Source organism: Collinsella sp. Sow4_E3 (genome assembly GCF_052116285.1).
GTDB lineage: Bacteria > Actinomycetota > Coriobacteriia > Coriobacteriales > Coriobacteriaceae > Collinsella.
The window spans coordinates 58,998-79,357 of the sequence record NZ_JBQKLJ010000006.1 but is presented as its reverse complement, the minus strand read 5'-3'; the positions used below and the strand labels follow the sequence as shown (position 1 = coordinate 79,357).

16 protein-coding genes are annotated in these 20,360 nt (G+C 60.4%); 10 read left to right on the top strand and 6 right to left on the bottom strand.

The window, feature by feature from the left end; genetic code table 11:
* Positions 1 to 257: 257 nt before the first annotated feature.
* The 5 genes from ACTQ48_RS05505 to ACTQ48_RS05485 all read left to right on the top strand — a co-directional run bounded on the left by ACTQ48_RS05505 (position 258) and on the right by ACTQ48_RS05485 (position 4,448).
* On the top strand, positions 258 to 1,202 hold the full coding sequence (locus tag ACTQ48_RS05505) for a hypothetical protein (RefSeq protein ID WP_441570336.1): 945 nt from the start codon (positions 258 to 260) through the stop codon (positions 1,200 to 1,202).
* Positions 1,203 to 1,371: 169 nt separating this feature from the next.
* Positions 1,372 to 1,893 (top strand): Rep family protein, encoded by a 522-nt coding sequence (locus ACTQ48_RS05500; protein ID WP_117743461.1) that lies wholly within the window; start codon positions 1,372 to 1,374, stop codon positions 1,891 to 1,893.
* Between the two features lie 63 nt (positions 1,894 to 1,956).
* Positions 1,957 to 2,562: a hypothetical protein gene (locus ACTQ48_RS05495; protein WP_441570335.1), complete on the top strand. Its 606-nt coding sequence runs from the start codon at positions 1,957 to 1,959 to the stop codon at positions 2,560 to 2,562.
* A 72-nt stretch (positions 2,563 to 2,634) separates the two neighbouring features.
* Complete coding sequence (locus ACTQ48_RS05490; RefSeq protein ID WP_199407132.1) at positions 2,635 to 3,840, top strand: site-specific integrase; 1,206 nt, start codon at positions 2,635 to 2,637, stop codon at positions 3,838 to 3,840.
* A 161-nt stretch (positions 3,841 to 4,001) separates the two neighbouring features.
* Positions 4,002 to 4,448 (top strand): low molecular weight protein-tyrosine-phosphatase, encoded by a 447-nt coding sequence (locus tag ACTQ48_RS05485; protein WP_441570334.1) that lies wholly within the window; start codon positions 4,002 to 4,004, stop codon positions 4,446 to 4,448.
* 161 nt (positions 4,449 to 4,609) lie between these two features.
* On the opposite strand, the gene ACTQ48_RS05480 is transcribed toward ACTQ48_RS05485, so the two are convergent.
* Entirely contained in the window at positions 4,610 to 4,939 is a 330-nt protein-coding gene (locus ACTQ48_RS05480; RefSeq protein ID WP_441570333.1) for a TIGR04076 family protein, read from the bottom strand.
* On the bottom strand, positions 4,932 to 5,756 hold the full coding sequence (locus tag ACTQ48_RS05475; RefSeq protein ID WP_441537265.1) for a PfkB family carbohydrate kinase: 825 nt from the start codon (positions 5,754 to 5,756) through the stop codon (positions 4,932 to 4,934). The genes ACTQ48_RS05480 and ACTQ48_RS05475 overlap by 8 nt, the downstream gene beginning before the upstream one ends.
* 675 nt (positions 5,757 to 6,431) lie before the next feature.
* Here ACTQ48_RS05475 and ACTQ48_RS05470 point away from each other — a divergent pair.
* From ACTQ48_RS05470 to ACTQ48_RS05455, 4 genes are all read left to right on the top strand, one after another.
* Positions 6,432 to 6,935, top strand: coding sequence for a MarR family winged helix-turn-helix transcriptional regulator (locus ACTQ48_RS05470; protein ID WP_441570332.1), 504 nt, complete (start codon positions 6,432 to 6,434; stop codon positions 6,933 to 6,935).
* Positions 6,928 to 8,742: an ABC transporter ATP-binding protein gene (locus ACTQ48_RS05465; protein ID WP_441570331.1), complete on the top strand. Its 1,815-nt coding sequence runs from the start codon at positions 6,928 to 6,930 to the stop codon at positions 8,740 to 8,742. The genes ACTQ48_RS05470 and ACTQ48_RS05465 overlap by 8 nt, the downstream gene beginning before the upstream one ends.
* The gene (locus tag ACTQ48_RS05460) at positions 8,735 to 10,654 is read left to right on the top strand and encodes an ABC transporter ATP-binding protein (RefSeq protein ID WP_441570330.1); all 1,920 of its coding nucleotides are present in this window, start codon (positions 8,735 to 8,737) and stop codon (positions 10,652 to 10,654) included. Before ACTQ48_RS05465 ends, ACTQ48_RS05460 begins: the two co-directional genes overlap by 8 nt.
* Positions 10,655 to 11,130: 476 nt before the next feature.
* On the top strand, positions 11,131 to 13,278 hold the full coding sequence (locus ACTQ48_RS05455) for a Tex family protein (RefSeq protein ID WP_441570329.1): 2,148 nt from the start codon (positions 11,131 to 11,133) through the stop codon (positions 13,276 to 13,278).
* 224 nt (positions 13,279 to 13,502) lie between these two features.
* On the opposite strand, the gene ACTQ48_RS05450 is transcribed toward ACTQ48_RS05455, so the two are convergent.
* Both ACTQ48_RS05450 and ACTQ48_RS05445 read right to left on the bottom strand, forming a co-directional pair.
* Positions 13,503 to 14,207 carry a transaldolase gene (locus ACTQ48_RS05450; RefSeq protein WP_441537269.1) on the bottom strand — a complete coding sequence of 235 codons (705 nt, stop codon included), beginning with the start codon at positions 14,205 to 14,207 and terminating at the stop codon, positions 13,503 to 13,505.
* Positions 14,208 to 14,400: 193 nt separating this feature from the next.
* Positions 14,401 to 15,228, bottom strand: coding sequence for an HAD-IIB family hydrolase (locus ACTQ48_RS05445; protein WP_441565383.1), 828 nt, complete (start codon positions 15,226 to 15,228; stop codon positions 14,401 to 14,403).
* 75 nt (positions 15,229 to 15,303) lie between these two features.
* Between ACTQ48_RS05445 and rlmKL the strand changes: the two genes are divergently transcribed.
* The gene (gene rlmKL / locus ACTQ48_RS05440) at positions 15,304 to 17,871 is read left to right on the top strand and encodes a bifunctional 23S rRNA (guanine(2069)-N(7))-methyltransferase RlmK/23S rRNA (guanine(2445)-N(2))-methyltransferase RlmL (RefSeq protein ID WP_441041420.1); all 2,568 of its coding nucleotides are present in this window, start codon (positions 15,304 to 15,306) and stop codon (positions 17,869 to 17,871) included.
* Between the two features lie 95 nt (positions 17,872 to 17,966).
* Here rlmKL and ACTQ48_RS05435 read toward each other — a convergent pair whose 3' ends face one another.
* Together ACTQ48_RS05435 and ACTQ48_RS05430 are read right to left on the bottom strand one after the other, a co-directional pair.
* Complete coding sequence (locus ACTQ48_RS05435; RefSeq protein ID WP_441570328.1) at positions 17,967 to 18,680, bottom strand: response regulator; 714 nt, start codon at positions 18,678 to 18,680, stop codon at positions 17,967 to 17,969.
* A gap of 4 nt (positions 18,681 to 18,684) precedes the next feature.
* Complete coding sequence (locus ACTQ48_RS05430; RefSeq protein WP_441570327.1) at positions 18,685 to 20,310, bottom strand: sensor histidine kinase; 1,626 nt, start codon at positions 20,308 to 20,310, stop codon at positions 18,685 to 18,687.
* Positions 20,311 to 20,360 lie beyond the last annotated feature (50 nt).

The following is a 20,360-nucleotide window of genomic DNA, read 5'->3' as shown; positions in this document are numbered from 1 at the left end:
TTACCTCCGCAGCGGCCATTCTTAGCCTCGCTGGGACCATGTTGTTTGCGGGAGGGATCACACATTACGTCATGCTATCTGAATCAACACGGTTGCATGCACGCATTAGGAAGGGGCTCTTTGATCCACGTTACGGGAATCCTCTACACCTGCGAGAAGGCGAGCTTCTTCCCGACATCTCTTGCAAAGAGACGGCTCCTGGACAGTTCGAGCTCGCCATCTCAACCTCATCCTCAACGGCAGAAGAAATATCGAAGATGGGACCTAGCATTAGCTCCCGACTTCGCGGAAGGTTCTCCCGCTACGCCGTCGTACTTGCCGAAGCAGACGTCGCATGCAATCAAGTGACCTTCTTCCTTGAAGATGTGACGTTGCATCGAGAGATCAAGGCATCGCGTGTCGAGGATTTGTGCCCGGCGAACGCCTACGAATTCCGCGTTCAAAACGGCACGAGCATCGACCTCCGCACCTCCGGTTCCATGCTCATCGCTGGAAAGACCACGGGCATGATCGCCCTCTTGCTCCAAGCCCTGTTGGCTGGTCCTGACGGACACGGATCGCAAGTCCTCATCATAGACCCCAAGCAGGCCGAGCTCTCCCGACTTCCTCGCGTGGTTTCACTGAATGCTGACAGGGACGCTCGCGCAATCCTGTCTGCGTTATCACGGTTCGCCGACAGCATCAAAGAGCGACAGAGCTTCCTCAACGACAGGTCGACAGAGACGGGAGACGCCGTGCACTGGTGGGATGCGAGGCTTCACGTTTCGCTTCTCTTCATGGATGAGTACGTGGCACTCCGCACGCTGTTTCCCAAGCGCGCGAGCAAGGAGGACCCCGATTACTGCCTCGCGACGTTTGATGGGCTGGTGAAGCGCATCGTAACGATGGGGGCGAGCGCGGGCTGCTACGCCATCATCTCGATCGCCGAGGCGTCTGTTGAGGAGGGGGGCTTGCCGTCGATGCTGCGCTCGGCGTGCAGCACCCGCGTCCTCTTCAAGCCGACGCTTCCCGAGGCGCGGCTCATATGGGGCGCGGAACGCCTGCTCGACCTCGGTGCACCTCGCACCTTCTCCCCGGGCGACGCTTGGTTCAGCAGTACGGACGGGGCGCACGACCGCATCGGCTTTGTGCATTTTCCGATCATGGACTTCCCCGTGTACCGCGAGCTTGGGCGGCTCCTTGACCTGTACTTCAGAGAATAACCACCGCGGGGTCCGCTTCGCGCAGCAAAAGCGGACCCCGTCGATTGTTCCATTACTTGAAATTCTGCTCATTTATGCGCCTTGGGGAGCTTGTTATCCCAAGGCGCACCCTCGGGCGCGTTCCAAAATCGTCCCGAAATAGCTCATTTACGAGAAAGGACTCGGAACCATGACCAATTCTCTGCCCATGAAGACCCGCGCGATGATGTACGAGCAGCAGCTCGATCACCTGCCCCGTCTTGTGGACGAAATGTACCGAAGAATCGAAACACTCGCCCCGAAGCGCTATGCGGGCATCGTGCACGACAGCGACACGACGGACGCGGGACGTCCGGCAGCCGCGCATCTTCACGTGATGATGGAGTTCCAGAATCCGCGCTCGCTCAATAGCATCGCGAAGCTCCTTGGAGATAAACCTGAGCGCATCGAGGCTTGGAAGGCAGGTGTGGAAAACGGTTTTTCCTACCTGTGCCACAGAACGGATGGCGCACGATCCAAGCATCAGTACGACCCCAAAATCGTGCGCTCCAATTTCGATTACCCAGCGCTACTTGCTTCTATTGAGTCGCGCGTTGCTCGAACGAGGTCCCATAGCAGCATCAAAGTCCTTCTCGATGACCTTCTCGAAGGTCGTATCGACAAGGAGTCCTTGATCTCTCAGCTCTCCGGATCCGAATATGCCCGGACATAGCGTCAGATCGAAGACGTTTATGCACGCCGCCTTCAGGTTCAGGCCCGGGAATGGCGGGGGTTGATGCTCAAGGGCGAAAGAAGGGTGGAATCAGTTTGGATCTTCGGGCCTGCTGGAACGGGGAAGTCCACCCTCGCAAAGCTCTATGCGAATCGGAAGGGCGAACCGTTCTTCGTCTCTGGATCTACGAGAGACATCTTTCAGGGGTATGAGGGCAAGCACACGGTGATTCTTGACGAACTTCGTCCCTCATCCATCCCCTACGCCGACCTGCTTCGCATCACGGATCCCTATGCGATGGAGCATGAGGTGATGGCACCGTCCCGATATTCCGACAAAGCGATAGCCGCCGATCTCGTAATCGTCACGACGCCCTACAGCCCCTTGGAATTCTATGGAGAACAGATGCGCCGATCCGCGACTTATCGTCCGCAAAACGATGTCGACGGATTTGGTCAACTTGAGAGGCGCCTCTCCGTCGTTGCGGAGATGCAGACGAGGGAGATCTGTCTCTCTGAGTTTAGGCACGATCTCGACGGATACTGGCCGGTCGAAGGTTCCTCTCGTACAAACCCATATTCGAGTTATGCGCGAGGACTCGCCCCCTCGTCCTGCGCCAACGCTCTTTATAAAGAGCTTCTCGACACCGTTTCGCACTTGACAGCTTAACCAATCGGGCCCCGTGCGATAATCTTGAAATATCGCATCGGGGCTCTTTTCTGAACAGGAAGGAGCCTGCTAGTGACTGTGAGAAAAGACAGCAAAGGGCGAATCCTCAGACGCGGGGAAAGCCAGAGAAAAAACGGCCGTTACTGCTTCAAGTATGTGGATGCAAGAGGTAAAACGCGGAGCGTCTACTCGTGGACCTTGACAACTCATGATCTAACTCCGAAGGGGAAGAAAGCCAGTCCGTGCTTGCGCGCGTTGGAGCATGAGATCCAGCGCGATCTGCTTGATAAGGTCGCGCCGAACAATATGACAGTCTACGAACTCGCATCTCGTTACACTGAAACAAAGACTGCCGTGAAACAATCCACTCGAGCCGCCTACAAGACAATCCTCAATTTTCTTGCTACAGATGAATTCGGCTCGCGACGAATATGCGGTGTCACCTCCCTTGATGCCAAGGAATGGCTCATCAACCTGCAAAAAATCCACGGCAAGCGCTATAGCACAATCCATAGCATCCGTGGTGTTCTGAGACCGGCGTTTCAACTGGCAGAGGAGAACAGCCTGATTCGCCGAAATCCCTTCTATTTCGAGCTCGCAACGATACTGACAAACGACATGGTTACACGCAAGGCCTTGGCCACTAACCAAGAACGCAGATTTCTTGCTTTCGTGGAGGGCGATGAACACTTTCACCGCTATCGTGACGCCATCTACATCCTTCTAAATACGGGCCTGCGCATTTCTGAATTCTGCGGTCTTACCGTCGAAGACCTTGATTTCAAAAACGGAAGCATTCGGGTAAACAAGCAACTTCAGCGGACCAGCAACATGCGATACTACATCGAACGTCCCAAGACGGAGAGCGGGATCCGCTATGTTCCCATGACTCAAGCCGTGACAGAGTGTTTCAGGAGTATCCTTGCGCAACGTCTAAAGCCTTCGAGTGAGCCGGTCGTTGACGGTGTTAGCGGTTTTCTGTTTCTTGATAAAAACGAGATGCCGCGTGTTGCCCTGCACTGGGAGAAGTACTTCCACCACGCGATAGAGAAACATAATCGCATCTACAAGGATGAGCTTCCCAAAATCACACCACATGTCTGCCGACATACCTTCTGCTCGAAGATGGCACGCAGGGGAATGAACCCTGCGAAGCTAAAATGCATCATGGGCCACTCCGACATCAACGTGACTTTTAACACATACACCCATCTTGATTTCGACGACGTCAGAGAGGATATGCTGAAAATTGGATGCAAAGGACGGTCAACATTGTGACAACAAGTCGTAAACCCTCGTTCTTTACGACAATTCTTACGACGCTGGAAAGAAGAATAATCCGCTCATTTATGAATCAATTTGATATTCTGTCCTTGACGAGGGATCAAAAAGCAGTGCGATTATCTGCGAAAACTCTGATATTCGAGAGGTTTTAGCCAATGCGCAAAATCCTATTTGTCTGTCATGGGAACATCTGTCGCTCGACGATGGCTGAGTCGGTGTTTGCCGAGCTGGTGCGCCGTGCTGGGCGCGAGGCGGAGTTCGTCATTGATTCTGCCGCGACCTCGACCGAGGAGATTGGCAACCCTCCGCATCATGGCACCGTCGCCAAGCTGCGCGAGGTCGGGATTCCCGTCGTTGCGCACCGCGCGCGCCAGGTTCGTCGCGCGGAGTATGGTGACTGGGACCACATCGTCTATATGGATGCCGAGAACGCGCGCGGCCTGCGTCGCATCTTCGGCGACGATGCCGACGGCAAGATTTCGCGGCTGCTGGATTGGACCGATCGCCCCGGCGACGTCGCCGATCCCTGGTACACCGGCAACTTCGATGTCACCTACCGCGACGTGCTCGACGGTTGCACTGCTATGCTCGAGCAGTTGTAGGCTCGCGAGCACACGAACCGCACCATCGACATGCAGCGAGCGAGGATTTTCTCCCGCATATAAATCGAGCGTGGACTTTCTCCCACTTTGAGCGTTCAAGTGCGCTCTAAACGGGAGAAAATCCACGCTCATTTTCTCGGCGGGAGATAATCCACGCTCAACTACTCGTCGATGATCTCGGCAAGCCAGACATTCAGCGTATCGACCTCGGGGCAGCAAAACTTCGCCGTACCGGGCTCGTTGCCAGGCACGGTTCCGTCGTAGCGTAGGATGTCGATATAGGGAAAGCCCACATGGCAGGCCATGGCGCACATCTTGCCGCGGTCTCGGTCAAAGTCAAAGACGTCGCCCGGCTTGTGACCATGGTGGCAGCGGCACGCACCCAGCTGGTCCACGCAGCTCACGCGGATACGCGGACGCTTGCCACGCGGAGCGCCGAGCGGCTTGTTCTCGCCCGCGGACTTGGCGCCGTCTTCGTTAGCACTACTCATGGTCAATCACATCCAGGCAGGCCTCGATGGGCAGGCCGGCAGACTTGTCCTCCTGGTCGGCATTGCGCTCGATAAGCTCGGCCACCACGCGCATGGCGTCGGCTGTGGCGCGCTGCAGACTCCAACCTGCCATAACGCGGCCGACAAGCACCGCCGAGAACGTGTCGCCCGTGCCTGGGAAATAGACCGGAATGAGCTCAAAGGGAATCGTGAAGTACTCCCCCGCCACATGGTCGTAACCGATAACCGCGTTCGTGCCATTGACCACGGCGCTCGTAATGACCACCGACTTGGCACCCAGCTCGCGCACGGCGTCCACAAGGGCGCGGGCCTCATCCGGCGTGATTTGCTCGGCGATAGGCCTATCGGCAAGCAGGCACGCCTCGGTATAGTTGGGTACCGCGTAGTCTGCGCACTCCAGCAGGTGCCGCATAAGGCCAATCGTGGACTCGGGCACGCCCGCATAGAGCTTGCCGTTGTCGCCCATGATGGGGTCGACGAATACCTTGGTGCCCTTTTGCGCGCGGCGGTGGCAAAAGTCTGAGATGATGCGCGTCTCTTCTTCGGTCACGATAAAGCCGGTCGAGATGGCGTCGAACTCAAAGCCGAGTTCTTCCCAGATGGCAAGACTCTGACGCACGTACTCCGTGGTGTCGTGGATGTAGAACTTGGGATAGTTGAGCGTATCGGACACAAGTGCCGTCGGCAGATTGTGGATACGGTAACCCATGTGCGACAGCACCGGCAGCATGGCGGAAAGCGCGACCTTGCCGTAGCCGCACATATCGTTGATCAGCAACAGCTGAGTGTTCTTCATGAGTGTCCCCCTTGGGTCGGGCGCGGCGCAACGGCGCCACAGTGCGACTAAGTGTAGCGCAGGGGACGTTGCGAGCGGAGTCGAGCGGCACGAAGGGCAAATTGTTGCGGAAAGGTTTCGGAAACGAGGGGCTAGCTTGCTTCATTGCGGCTCATTTGCCGCCACTTATTCAGTGCCATTTCAAAACTATGCCGGATTACGGGGCTGAACCTGAATGAGCCAACCACACCCCTTATTTTCAAATCATAGCGAACCTTCTACCTGCGGTTTTCTTTTTACCAATTTCGGCATGGTCGGCAATCCGTCATTCAGCCCCGTAATCCGGCATAGTTTTTAAGTTAGTCGTTGGGGACGTTCTTAAACGACTAGTCAAACAAGAACGTCCCCAACGACTATCCCAACAAGGGCAACGCCGATGTTTTGGCGAAGTCAGCGAAAACCCGCCAGAGTGAGCAAGGTGCCTTGAAACGAGGCGGCATTGACCTTCTGGTCATGCCGCCGAAGTTGAAAGGCAGATTGCCGCTCTGGCGGGTTTGCAGCGTCGAGCCGTTACGGCGTTTGGCAAAACGCCGTAACTATAAGTTTGGTACCTTGACATTGATTTCTCACGCTCCTAAATTGGTTAGGCACAAAACAATTCCACTACCTAACTAAAGAAAGGAGCGAAGCTTAGATATGTGTGTTGAACCACTCATCCTTCCGCATGAGCCCGGCGGTGACCCGTCGCAACCGGTAGACATACCCGAAGCGGTCAGCGCCGAAGACAAGCTCGCCAAGCGCATCCTGAGCGGCCTAGGCTTTTGCGGCCACTACATGCACTTTCACGGCGGCGGCGTGTCCGGCAAGGCGCCCATCGTCTGCCTGCTTGCCAAGCAGGAAAACGGCGAGATGTCGCAGCAGGAACTCGGCATGCACTTCGGCCTCAAGCCGGGGTCGCTTTCCGAGATCCTGTCCAAGCTCGAGCTCAACGGCCTCATTGAGCGCAGCCGTAACCCCAAGGATCGACGGCAACTCACCATTCGCCTAACCGAGATCGGCTGGGAGAAGGCCCGCATCGACCAGGCGGCCCGCATCCGCTTTAGAGAACGGGCCTTTAGCGCGCTCACCCACGACGAGCGCGAGCAGCTCGCCGAAATGCTCGATAAAATCCGCAAAACCTGGGAGAAACTGGATGATTAAAACCCTCATGGGCAGCATCCGCGACTATATGAAAGTCACTGTTGCCACGCCGTTGCTCGTGCTTGGCGAGGTGCTCTGCGAGATGCTGATTCCATTTATCACCGCCAACCTGATCGACGCCATCAAAGACGGCGCCACCGTAGCCGAGATGCTTCCCACCGCAGGCTTTTTGGTGCTCATCGCGCTGACGTCGCTTGCCTTTGGCGCCGCTGCCGGCGTCACCTGCAGCCATGCGAGCTGCGGGTTCGCCAAGAACCTGCGTCACGACCTGTTCTACAAGATCCAGACGTTCAGCTTTGCCAACATCGATGAGTTCTCGACCTCCTCGCTCGTCACGCGCCTGACCACCGATATCAACAACGTGCAGCAGGCCTTTATGATGATCATCCGTATCGCCGTGCGCGCGCCGCTGGTATTGATCTTCGCCTTTACCATGGCGTTTATCATGGGCGGCAGCGTTGCCATGGTCTACCTGGTTATCATTCCGCTGCTGGGCTTTGGGCTGTTCTTTATCATCTTTAAGGTGCGCCCCATCTTCTCGCGTGTGTTCCACAAGTATGACGCCCTTAACGAGTCCGTCGAGGAAAACGTCACCGGCATGCGCGTGGTCAAGAGCTATGTGCGCGAAGACTTTGAGAAGGAGAAGTTCGCGACCGCCGCACGCGACGTCCAGATGGACTTCACCCGCGCCGAGAAGCTGCTCGCCTTTAACAACCCCATGATGAACATCTGCGTCAATGGCGCGTTTGTCGTCATCATCTACCTGGGCTCCAAGCTCATCATCACGAGCCAGGGCACGCTGTTCGACGTGGGCCAGCTCTCCTCGATCTTTACCTATGGCTTCCAGATCCTTATGAGCCTGATGCAGCTGTCGATGATCTTTGTCATGGTAACTATGGCCGACGAATCGGCGCACCGCATTACCGAGGTGCTGGCCGCCGAGCCCACGATCGCCGATCCCGCCGTGCCCGTGCGCGAGGTTGCCGACGGCTCCATCGACTTTGACCACGTGAGCTTTAAGTATTCCGCGCATGCGAAGCGCCAGGCGCTCGACGATATCGACCTGCACATTAAGAGCGGCGAGACCATCGGCATCATCGGCGGTACCGGCTCGGCCAAGTCCACGCTTGTAAACCTCATCGCCCGCCTGTACGACGCCACCGAAGGCACCGTGCGCGTGGGCGGCGTGGATGTGCGCGACTACGACTTGGACGCCCTGCGCCACCAGGTAGCCATGGTGCTGCAGAAAAACGTGCTGTTTAGCGGCACCATCGCCGAGAACCTGCGCTGGGGCGACCCGAACGCCACCGACGAGGAAGTCCGCGAGGCGGCACATCTGGCCTGCGCCGATGAGTTTGTCGACGGCTTCCCCAAGGGCTACGACACCTGGATCGAGCAGGGCGGCTCCAATGTTTCCGGCGGCCAGAAGCAGCGCCTGTGCATTGCGCGCGCCCTGCTGCGTCGCCCCAAGATCTTGATCCTGGACGACTCCACCAGCGCCGTCGACACCAAGACCGATGCCAAGATCCGCGCAGGGCTGGCAAGCTATCTGCCCAACACGACCAAGCTCATCATCGCCCAGCGCATCAGCTCCGTGCAGGACGCAGACCGCATCATCGTCATGGAGGGCGGCCGTATCGCTCAGATCGGCAACCATGACGAGCTGCTCAAGACGAGCGAGATCTACCGCGAGACCTTTACCTCGCAAAACAAGATGTCTGCCGAGGGCGAAGGGGCCGTCGAGGCCGACACCGAGGCATCCGCAACGCAAGCCCAGAACCAGGAAGGAGGCGAGGCACATGAGTAAGGCAACCACCGCCGAGCGCGCGCTCAACCGCAAGAGCGGCACCATGTCGCGCCTCATCAAGACGCTCTTTGGCTTCTACCCCGTGCTTTTGCCCCTCGTCGTCGCCGGCGTGGTGCTCTGCGCCGTCATCAACTCCATCGGCGCGACCTTCCTTCAGAGCGCCCTGCAGATTATTAGCGAATCGTGGCAGTCGGGCGATTGGGAAGCCGCACAGCCCAAGATCGCGCAGCTCGTGACCACCCTCGCCTGCATCTACGGCGTCGGCATCCTGTCCTCGCTGTTCTGGAACCGCACCATGGCCATCATCACGCAGGGCTCGTTGGAAAAGCTGCGCGAGAAGATGTTCAACCGCATGCAGGACCTACCGATCCGATACTTCGACACGCACCAGCGCGGCGACATCATGAGCCACTACACCAACGACATCGACACGCTGCGCCAGATGATCAGCCAGTCGCTGCCCAACCTGCTCATGACGACCATCGTCATCGTCACGGTGTTCTTTATCATGCTGTACTACAGCGTGTGGATGTGTCTGGTGATTATTGCCGGCGTCGCCTTTATGACCTTTATGACCAAGCTGCTCGGCTCCAACTCCGCGCGCTTCTTTATTGCGCAGCAGACCGAGCTCGGCGTGGTCGAGGGCCATATCGAGGAAGTTATGAACGGCCAGAAGGTCGTCAAGGCATTCTGCCACGAGTCTGCCGCCGAGGCCGATTTTGACGAGCGCAACGAAAAGCTCTTCGAGGTCTCGCAAAAGGCCAACATGTACGCCAACATCCTCATGCCCATCCTTATGAACTTGGGCAACCTGCTCTACGTGCTGGTCGCGCTGGCGGGCGGCATTTTCCTGGCGCTGGGCGTGCCCAACCTGAGCATCTCGGGCATGACGCTGTCCATCGCCGTCGTAGTGCCGTTCCTCAACATGACCAAGCAGTTCTGCGGACAGATCGGTCAGATCTCGCAGCAGATCAACGCCGTGGTCATGGGTCTCGCCGGCGCCGACCGCATCTTTGAGCTCATCGACGAGGAGCCCGAGGCTGACGAAGGCTACGTGACGCTCGTCAACGCGCAGGTCAACCCCGATACCTGGCAGCTCGAGGAGGCCGACCACCACACCGGCATGTGGGCATGGAAACACCCGCACCGTGCAACCGGCGAGATCGAGTACGTGCCGCTGCGCGGCGACCTGGTCATGGACAACGTCGACTTTGGCTACACGCCCGACCACGAGGTGCTGCACGGCGTGTCCGTGTTTGCCAAGCCGGGCCAGAAGGTCGCGTTTGTCGGTGCCACCGGTGCCGGCAAGACGACCATCACCAACCTCATCAACCGCTTCTATGACATCGCCGACGGCAAGATCCGCTACGACGGCATCAACGTCAACAAGATCCGCAAGGCAGATCTGCGCCGCTCGCTGGGCGTGGTGCTGCAGGACGTGAACCTGTTCACCGGCACTGTGATGGACAACATCCGCTACGGCAACCTGGACGCTACCGACGAGGAGTGCATCGCGGCGGCCAAGCTCGCGGGCGCCGACGACTTTATCACCCGCCTGCCCGACGGTTACGACACCATGCTCACCGGCAACGGCGCCCAGCTGTCGCAGGGCCAGCGCCAGCTGATTTCGATCGCACGCGCCGCCGTCGCCGATCCGCCGGCAATGATTCTGGACGAGGCCACGTCGAGCATCGATACCCGCACCGAGGCCATCGTGCAAGCGGGCATGGATAAGCTCATGGAGGGTCGCACGACGTTTGTCATCGCGCACCGCCTGTCCACCGTGCGCAACGCCGACGCAATCATCTGCCTGGATCACGGCCGCATCATCGAGCGTGGCAACCACGACGAGCTGATCGCCAAGCGCGGATATTACTACCAGCTCTATACCGGAGCGTTTGAGCTGGAGTAGCTCAAAACATCCCCTACGCTCCCAACGGACCTCCCCGAGGGAGACGGGGTGTTTACTCCGTGCTCAAACATTCTCGCTTCGCTGCGAAACTGCGCGCGGAGCAAACACCCCCGTCTCCCTCGGGGAGCGCCTGCGCACACGGTCTTTTCTCGCAGCCTGAAAAGAAGTGGTGAGGCCCTGGCCGTTTGGCCAGGGCCTCGTTTTGTAAGGATGATTTGGGAGGTGGTGGAGGACCAGTCTTTTTGGGACGGGGCTAAATTAGCTGGTTCTCCATCCCAATATCGATGAATCAACAAATCGCAACTGAGCCCTAATCCAAAAACAGCTAATTTAGCCCCGTCCCAAAATGAACTGGTCAAGCTAACGGAACGCCGTAGCTAAAAAAGCCCCGTCCCAAAAAGACTGCTTTGGCAGAACGTCGGGTGGTATCCTTGGTAGCCCTGTGCTGCAAACGCACCTCAAACGCAAGGAGTCCCATGGATCTTATCGCCCAGCTCGCCCGCGAGCTCAACCTTAAGGCCGCCAACATCGAGGCAGCCGTCAAGCTCATCGACGAGGGCAACACCATCCCCTTTATTTCGCGCTACCGCAAGGAAGCCACGGGCGGCATGGACGACGTCGCCCTGCGCGCACTCGACGAGCGCCTGTCCTACCTGCGCAATCTTGAGCAGCGTAAAGAGGACGTCATCCTGCTCATCGACGCCCAGGGCAAACTCACGCCCAAACTCGAGCAGCAGATTCGCGAGGCCACGCAGCTCCAGCGTGTCGAGGACCTCTACAAGCCCTACCGCAAAAAGCGCATGACTCGCGCGCAGAAGGCCCGCGAGGCAGGCCTTGAGCCGCTCGCCAACATGATCATCATGCAGGCCTCGGCCAAGGGCAGTGCACTCGACGCCGCCGCGGCATACGTCAACGAGGAGGCCGGCTTCGACACGCCCGAAAAGGCGCTTGCCGGCGCGGCGGACATCGTGGCCGAGACGGTGGCCGAGGACCCCGAGAACGTCGCCGACCTGCGCGCCTTTACGCAGAACACCGCCGACATCGTCGTCGAGGCCACCGACCCCACCGAGAAGACTCCCTACGAGCCGTACTACAGCTATGATGAGCCGCTGCGCCGTATTCCCAACCACCGCGTGCTGGCTATCGACCGCGGTGAGCGCGAGGGCAAGCTCCGCGTGCGCGTGAACGTCGACGGCACTGCCGCCACGGCGCGCCTCGGCAGCCGTTGGCCCCGACGCCAGGGCGTGTTTGCGCCCGTCTTTGATGCCGCCATCGCCGACGGTTACAAGCGCCTCATGGCCCCCTCGCTGGAGCGCGAGGCCCGCGCCAAGCTCACCGTCCGCGCGCAGACCGAGGCCATCAACGTCTTTGCCAAGAATCTCGAGGGCCTGCTCTCGGCACGCCCCGTACGCGGAGCCCGTGTGCTTGCACTCGATCCGGGCTACCGTACCGGCTGCAAGATCGCCGTCATGGACGAGACCGGCAAGCTACTCGACCACGGCGTGGTCTACCCCACCAAGCCGCGCCACGACGTCGCCGGCACCAAGCGTGAGCTCGCCCGCCTCGTCAAGAAGGACGGCGTCAACACCATTGTCATCGGCAACGGCACCGCCAGCCGCGAGACCGAAGAAGTCGTCTCGGAGTTCATCGCCGAGCAGGCGCCTGGACTGCGATACACCATCGTCAACGAAGCCGGCGCATCGGTGTACTCCGCCTCCGAGCTCGCAAGCCAGGAGTATCCCGATCTGGACGTCACCGTGCGCGGCGCCATGAGCCTGGGCCGTCGCCTGCAAGACCCGTTGGCAGAGCTCGTCAAGATTCCACCCCAGTCCATCGGCGTTGGCCAGTACCAGCACGACCTTGACCAGGCCGAGCTTTCGCGCACCCTGGGACATGTGGTGGAGGACGTCGTCAACCGCGTGGGCGTCGACGTAAACACCGCAAGTGCGAGCCTGCTGGGATACGTATCGGGCATCACGCCGAGCGTAGCCAAAAACATCGTGGCCTACCGCGAGGAGAACGGCGCCTTTACCGATCGCCGCCAGCTTAAGAAGGTCCCCAAGCTGGGGCCCAAGGCATATCTCAACGCCGCGGGCTTCCTGCGCATCAGCGGCGGTAAGAACCCACTCGATGCGACGAGCGTCCACCCCGAAAGCTACGAGGTGGCCACGGCCGTCCTGGAGCGTGCGGGTGTGGCGGCAAGCGAGCTCAGCCGCGGCGGCGTGCCCGACATCGAGCGACGCATCGGCAGCATCTCGGCGCTGGCAAGCGACCTGGACTGCGGCATCCTCACGCTCATCGACATCGTCAACGAGCTCAAGAAGCCTGGCCGAGACCCGCGCGACGACGCGCCCGAGGTGGTCTTTAGCCGCTCAGCACTTTCCATCGACGACCTGGAACCCGGCATGGAGCTCAAGGGCACGGTGCGCAACGTTGTGGACTTTGGCGCCTTCGTCGACGTGGGTGTGCACCAGGACGGCCTCGTGCATATCTCCAAGCTGGCCAACCGCTTTGTCAAGCACCCCAGCGACGTGGTGCGCGTCGGCGACACGGTCAAGGTGTGGGTCGAAAAGGTCGATCGCGACCGCAAGAAAATCTCCCTCACCATGGTGCAGGGCAAATAGTCGCCAAAGCGGACGTCCCCCTCTTCGCGGCGTGCAAAATTGCGAGTATTCAGCATCTCCCGATAGCCCCGCGGCGCTTCAGAGGGCCATAAAAGCAAAAACGGCCCCCGTTTTGGCGTTTTAGGGCCAAAACGGGGGCCGTTCCGCGCTTCAACCAGCTGGTAAAAGTCTTTACCATGCTGAAAACTCGCGATTTTGCACGTCGCTGCAGGGGGTACCCTTGCTTAGGGCAGAATATGGAAACCCAAAGCGGCGATATCCTTGGCAAAACCGCGCACGGTATCAAGCGAGACCTCGTACGGGTCACGGCCGATGTTCTTGCGCTTGGCCAGGATGCTGTTGGGCACCGTGATGATCTGGCAACCGCAGGCCTCGGCCTGGTAAATGTTGATGAGCTCGCGCGTGGACGCCCACAGGACCTCGCAGTTGGGCTTGGCGGCGGCCTTCTTGACTGACTCCGTCATAAACGGAATGGGATCGACGCCGGTGTCGGCGATGCGGCCGGCAAAGAGCGAAATGATGGACGGCGTCTCGGCGTCAACGGCCTCGACCATCTCATCGACCTGCGTAGGCGTAAAGATAGTGGTGACGTTGACCTTGATGCCATCGGCCGAAAGCTTGCGGACCAGCTCGGAGGTGGACTCGCCCTTGGTGGTCACGCATGGAATCTTGACGTAGACGTTATCTGCCCAGGTAGCAATCTCGCGGGCCTCGACCTCCATGGTCTCGACGTCGTCGGCAAAGACCTCAAACGAGACGGACACATCGGTGATGTGGGCCAGAACCTCCTTGGCAAACGCGCGGTAATCCGTCACGCCACCCTTCTTCATAAGGGACGGGTTGGTCGTGAAACCCTGAACGTTGCCGTTCTCGTACATGTCGAGCATGCCCTCGAGGTTTGCACCGTCAGCGAACACCTTGATTGCCATCTGCCTGATTCCTTTCGTTTGCATACGGCCGATAAACTGCTAAACACTTTACCTACGTTTATTAAGGCGTGAACTGCGGTTTTTTATCTTCTCGGCGAACGGTATAAACACCTCAGTGTTTGGATTGATAAATCGATTGAGCATGCAAGAGCAAAGAGTCGCAGTTTGAGCAAACGTCAGAACGCGGGATTCATTAGATAAGGCCGAAATGCTGCATCGCTGTGACGGTGCCGTCGTGTGCGACATCGTCGGTCACGTAGTCGGCGACCGCCTTGACCTCGGGCATGGCGTTGCCCATGGCGACAGCCGTCTCGACCGCAGCGAGCATTCCCAGGTCGTTGCCCGAATCGCCAAAGCCAAAGGTGCGCGCATTTCCTTCGCGGCCCAGATACGCCAGCGCTCGCGCCACGCCCACGCCCTTGTCAATACCCTTGGGGCTCAGCTCGCGATTCTGGCCACCGGTGTTGCACAGCTCAAACTCGCAATCGATAAAGCCGTCATCATTGGCTACGCGAGCCAAACTGGGCACACTGAGGCATACCTTGCCCACGCGCAGACTGCCGTCGACGCGCATTTCCTCGGTGCTGTGCACCACAGAAGTGCCGATCAGAGACGACTGCTCAACGCCCACAGGCTCCAGGGCAAAAGTAGCCACGTTGGTCTCGAAAAAGGCCTCAATCCCTGCCGCGGCCATACGGCGCGCAAGCTCCTCGATAACGTCCTCGTCAAAGCAGTCCTCGTGTACCACGCGTCCCTCGACCTCGAGCGTGGCGCCTGCCATGGCCACGACGCCCGCGGGGTCGAGCGCACGCAGGCTATCGGCGATAAGCCACAGGGGGCGACCCGTGCAGATAAATGCCTTGTGCCCTGCATCGCGCAGTGCACGGAACGCCTCAACCACCGTCTGCGAGGGGCGAACCGCCGAAAAGTCCTTATCGGTCATATCGTCGGGATCGAACGACGTCAGCGTGCCGTCCACGTCAAAAAAGAGCACGGCGGAATCGGGGCACGCATCAATCATATGGGTTCCTTTCGGGGATGAGGGCAAACGAAGCATCCATCATATAATGGAGCGACGCAACCAGAGAGGTCACCCATGGAATTTTACGCAAGCTGCCCCGAGGGCTTTGAGTCCGCACTCGCCGATGAGCTTAAACGCCTCGGGCTTTCGCATGTCCGCCGGCTGAAGGGCCGCGCTACGTTTGAGGGCGAGCTCGAAGAAGGCTACCGCGCCTGTCTGTGGTCGCGCCTGGCGAGCCGCGTGTTCGTGGTTCTTGGGCGCTTTGAGGCGCAGGATGCCGACGAGCTGTACGATAGCGTTTACGACATCGCCTGGGAGAACATCATCCGTCCCGGCGCCACCATCGCCATCACCGCCCGCGGCGTGACCGAGCAGCTGCGCAACACACGCTTCTCGGCCCTGCGCGCCAAGGACGCATTGTGCGACCGTCTGGCCGAGACCACGGGCCGTCGTGCCGATGTCGATGCCGCCGACCCCGATGTTCACCTGCTGCTTTCGCTGCGTCAGCGCCGCGCGAGCATCAGCCTGGACCTTTCGGGCGACCCGCTGTTCAAGCGCCTGCCGCCCGCAGCGACCCGCGCCGGCGAGGGCGCGCACGTGCTGCGCCCCGACTACGCCGCCCTGGTGCTGGCGCAGGTCGGCTGGACCGCACTATGCGAGCGCGAGCTCACAGCCGATGACTACGAGAACGAAGCCCTGCCCACGCTGATCGACGCCTCGTGCGCCGGCGGCGGCCTGCTGCTGGAAGCCGTGAACATTCTGACCGACCGCGCCCCGGGCGCTGCACGCGAGCGCTGGGGCTTTGAGGGCTGGCAGCCGCACGACGCCGCCCTGTGGGAGCAGCTGCTTGCCGAGGCACGCGAGCGCGAGGCGGCGGCGCGCGAGCGCCAGGCGCGCATCGTCGCCGTGGACATTGACCCCGCTGCCCGCAAGACTGCCGAGCGCATGGTCAAGTGCGCCGGCTACAAGCGTTTTGTCGACTTTTGCGCTGCCAAGCCAGCCACCGTGCTGGACCATGCAGGCGCTGTCGCCGGTGCCGCCGTGGTCGCAGACACCACCGAGACCCCGCTTTCGCTCATGCACGACGCCATGACGCTGGTCGGCGAGCTGCGCCGCGCGCCCGAGCTTGCCGCGGCGCCGGTCGCCGCGCTCACCCGCGATGGATTGCTGGCCCGCTCGCTCCACGCCGAGCCCGAGCGCTCGATCGCCGTCATGCCCAACAACGAGGAGGCGACCGTCGAAGTCTGGCCGTCGCTCGACCACGCCGCCGCAGCGTTTGAGGCTGCGACCAGCGCAGATGCCGAGGCCGAGGTTGCGGATACCAACGAAGTCAACGACAAAGCCGCCAGCACCCCCATGCCCGAACCTGCCGCCACACTCGACCTGGGCGACGGCAAGCCGCTGCCCGTGCTCATCCCCGAGTCCGAGCAGTTCGCCAACCGCTTGCGCAAGAACGCCCGTCTGCGTCGCAAGTGGGCAAAGCGCGAGGGCGTGAGCTGCTACCGCGTCTACGATGCCGACCTGCCCGATTACTCCGCCGCCATCGACCTGTACGAGGGCTGCCCACAGACGCCGGGCCGCTGGCTCGTCATCGCCGAATACGCCGCGCCCAAGACCATCGATCCCGCGCTTGCCCAGGCCCGCATGCTCGACATTCTGGCCATCGCGCCGCGCATCCTAGATGTTCCCGCCGAGCACGTGCACGCCAAAGCCCGCATGCGTTCGCGCGGCGGCTCGCAGTACGGCAAGCAGGGCGCCGGCAAGGGCGGCTCGGGCGAGCGCGCCAATATCGCACGCCGTCGTCTGCCGCTCATCGAGGAGGGCGGCCTTACCTTTGCCGTCAACTTTGACGACTACCTGGACGTCGGCATCTTCTTGGATCACCGCGTCACCCGCAACCTGGTGCGCGAGCACGCCAAGCAGGCGCGGCGCTTTCTCAACCTGTTCGCCTATACCGGCACCGCTACCTGCTATGCGGCAGACGGCGGCGTCGAGGAAACTGTGACGGTCGACCTCTCCAACACCTACCTGGACTGGGCCGAGCGCAATATGCGCCAGAACGGCTTTGTTGGTCCACAGCATCATTTTGTGCGCGACGACGTGCTTGCCTGGATTCGCGTCCAGCGCCAGACGCGCAACCGCTGGGACCTGATCTTTGTCGATCCGCCCACGTTTTCGAACTCATCAAAGATGGGCCGCCGCACCTGGGACGTCCAGCGCGACCATGTTGAGCTTTTGGCCGGCGTATCGCGCCTGCTCGCACAGGGCGGCCACGCCATCTTTAGCTGCAACCTGCGCGGCTTCCGCCCCGAGACGCGCAAGCTCGCGCGCGCGGGCATCGTGCTAGAGGACATTACGGCGCAGACCATCCCCGAGGACTTTGCGCGCAACCAGAAGGTGCACCATTGCTATATCGTGCGCCGCCTGCCCATCGAGGACGCCATGGCCGAAGTCGGCTTTAGCGCCGAGGAGATTGCAGAGCGAACCGAAGAGCTGCGCAACCCCGAGGCCCGCAAGCCCCGCGCAACGGCGCCCGCGCACGCGCAGGCCGGAGACCGAGGGTCGCGCGGCGACGGCAAGCCTGCCTGCGCCGGCAAGCCCAAAAAGAAGAAGTTCTACGCCAGCAAGCCCAAGGGCAGATAAACCAAGTTGCGGTGGAATACGGACTGTTTTGCCTGGAATTAGGCAAATTTAGACCGTATTTCACCGCAACTCATATTGGGATGGTGGTTGGCGATCTAGCCTTGGGTGACCAGGCGATAGCCGATACCCACGTGCGTCTGGATATAGCGCGGATGCGCCGGATCGGACTCGATCTTCTTACGCAACGTGCCCATAAAGACACGAAGGCTCGCCAGGTCGCTCTTAGTAGCCGTGCCCCAAATCTCGTGCAGGATAAACTGGTGCGTCAGCACCTTGTCGGCGTTGTGCGCCAGCAGGCACAAGAGCTTGTACTCGATCGGCGTCAGATGCAGCTCCTCGCCATCCATCGTGGCGATGCCGGCATCAAAATCGATATGCAGCTCACCGGTATCGAACGAGCCCTCGGAGGCAACGCCGCCCGTTTGCGCATACGAAAGGCGCCTGAGCGTCGTGCGAATGCGCGCGAGCAGCTCCTCGACCGAAAACGGCTTGGTCAGGTAGTCGTCGGCACCGGCATCGAGTGCGCGAATCTTGTCCGCATCCTCGCTGCGCGCCGAGACCACAATGATCGGCATGCCCGACCATGCGCGCACCGACTCCACCACCTTGACGCCGTCCATATCGGGCAGGCCCAGATCGAGCAGCACAATGCTCGGTGCCTGCGATGAGGCGGCGGCGATGGCGGCATGGGCGGTCTCCACGGCCATATGGCGCAAGCCGTGCGCCTCGAGCGCGGCAACGATAAGGTTGCGGACGGCGGGGTCGTCCTCAACGACCAAGATGAGCGGTCTCATGGCAGAGTTCGACACAGCGTTACTCCTTATCAAACGAAACGTCGGCGGCGGGAAGCCCAATCGTAAAGACCGAGCCGTGCGGGTCCGCCGCGGCAACCTCTATGCTACCGCCATGCGCCAACATAATGGATCGACAGAGCGAAAGTCCCAAGCCCACGCTGCGATGGCTATCAGCCAAGCCATGGTTGACAGTGTAGAACGATTCAAAGATCCGGCCCTGCTCCTCGGGCGCAATACCGGGACCGTCATCGGCGACGGAACATGCCACCTGTCCATCGTTCGCCATAATCGAGATCACGATATGCGAGCCAGGCGGCGTATAGGCAATAGCATTGTTCACCAGGTTCACCACCAGCTGCACCATCAGGCGCGCATCGACATTGACGAGCGCCGGCTCGTCGCACGGCACCACCTTAAGATCGTGCTCGCGTACGGCCGGATTCACGTGGCGCAGCGCCTCCTCGACGATATCGTCCATGAGCTCGAGCGTGGTCGACAGATGCATGCCGCCGCCCTCGAGCTTTGTGATGGCGAGCAAATTCTCGACGGTGGCGTTGAGCCATTGCGCATCCGAACGAATGGAAAGGAGCATGCTGCGGCGCGTCTGGCTATCGAGCACGGCCGTGCCGGTCGAACCCTGGTCGAGTAGCACGTCGGCATTGCCCGAAATGCTGGTAAGCGGTGTGCGCAGATCGTGCGAGATGGAGCGCAGCAGATTGGCGCGCAGCTGTTCGTTTTTGGCGAGCACCGCCGCCTCCTCGCGGGCCTCCATGGCGCGGGCGCGATCGAGTGCCAGCTCGCCTTCGCTCACGATGGCGTCGGCAAGTGTCCGTTCCTCGTGCGTCAGCACGTCGGGCTCGGCAACGATAGCCAGCACGCCCACCACCGAGGCGGGGTCGCCCGAGCGCACGAAGCTGTCGCCTGCGCAAACCGTCAGGTAGACGCCATAAAACGCCGAGCCGCCATAGGTGGCATCGAGCGGCGTTCCCACATAGGCGGACGCCGAGAGCCGCGGCGGCATCTGGGGCGTCATTTGGTGCACCGGCGAGGCGTCACCCACGGCCGTGTACGTCGCACGCGGCAGCAAGTCATCATCGTCGGCGTCGGCGCTGTACCACACGACCGGACAGCCCGAAAGACGCGCCAGCTGCGTTGCCATGGCATGCACAATCTGCTGCTGATCGGAACACCGCTGCAGCATGCGGTTGGTCTCGAGCACCATATGCGTGCGACGGTCGCTGGCGGCAGCCTGTGCCAAGGCGCGGCGCAGGGCCAACGCAATCGAGCTCGACACAAGCGAGACCACAAACATGATGAAGAACATGCCGGGATAGACGCGGTCGATAAACGATAGCGAGCAGCGCGGGTCGACAAACAAGAAGTTGTAGAGCGCTACGGCGGCAGCCGAGCTCAGCAAGCAATACAGGCGGCTCCAGGTAAAGAATGCGCACAGCTGCACGGCGAACACATAGACGATCATGATGCTCGGCGCGAGACCAGGATGGTCGAGCAGCGCGCCCACAATCGTCGCCGCGACCAGCAGCCCCGCCGATACGCAGGCGTCATACAGAGGGCTGCGACGTGTCAGCGTTGTGCGCCGCCACCAAAAGCTATCGGCAATATCGCCGTCCGCACGGACATCCATCGGCACCCCGCCCCTCTCTTAAAAACAAAAACCACCACAGAGGGGACAGC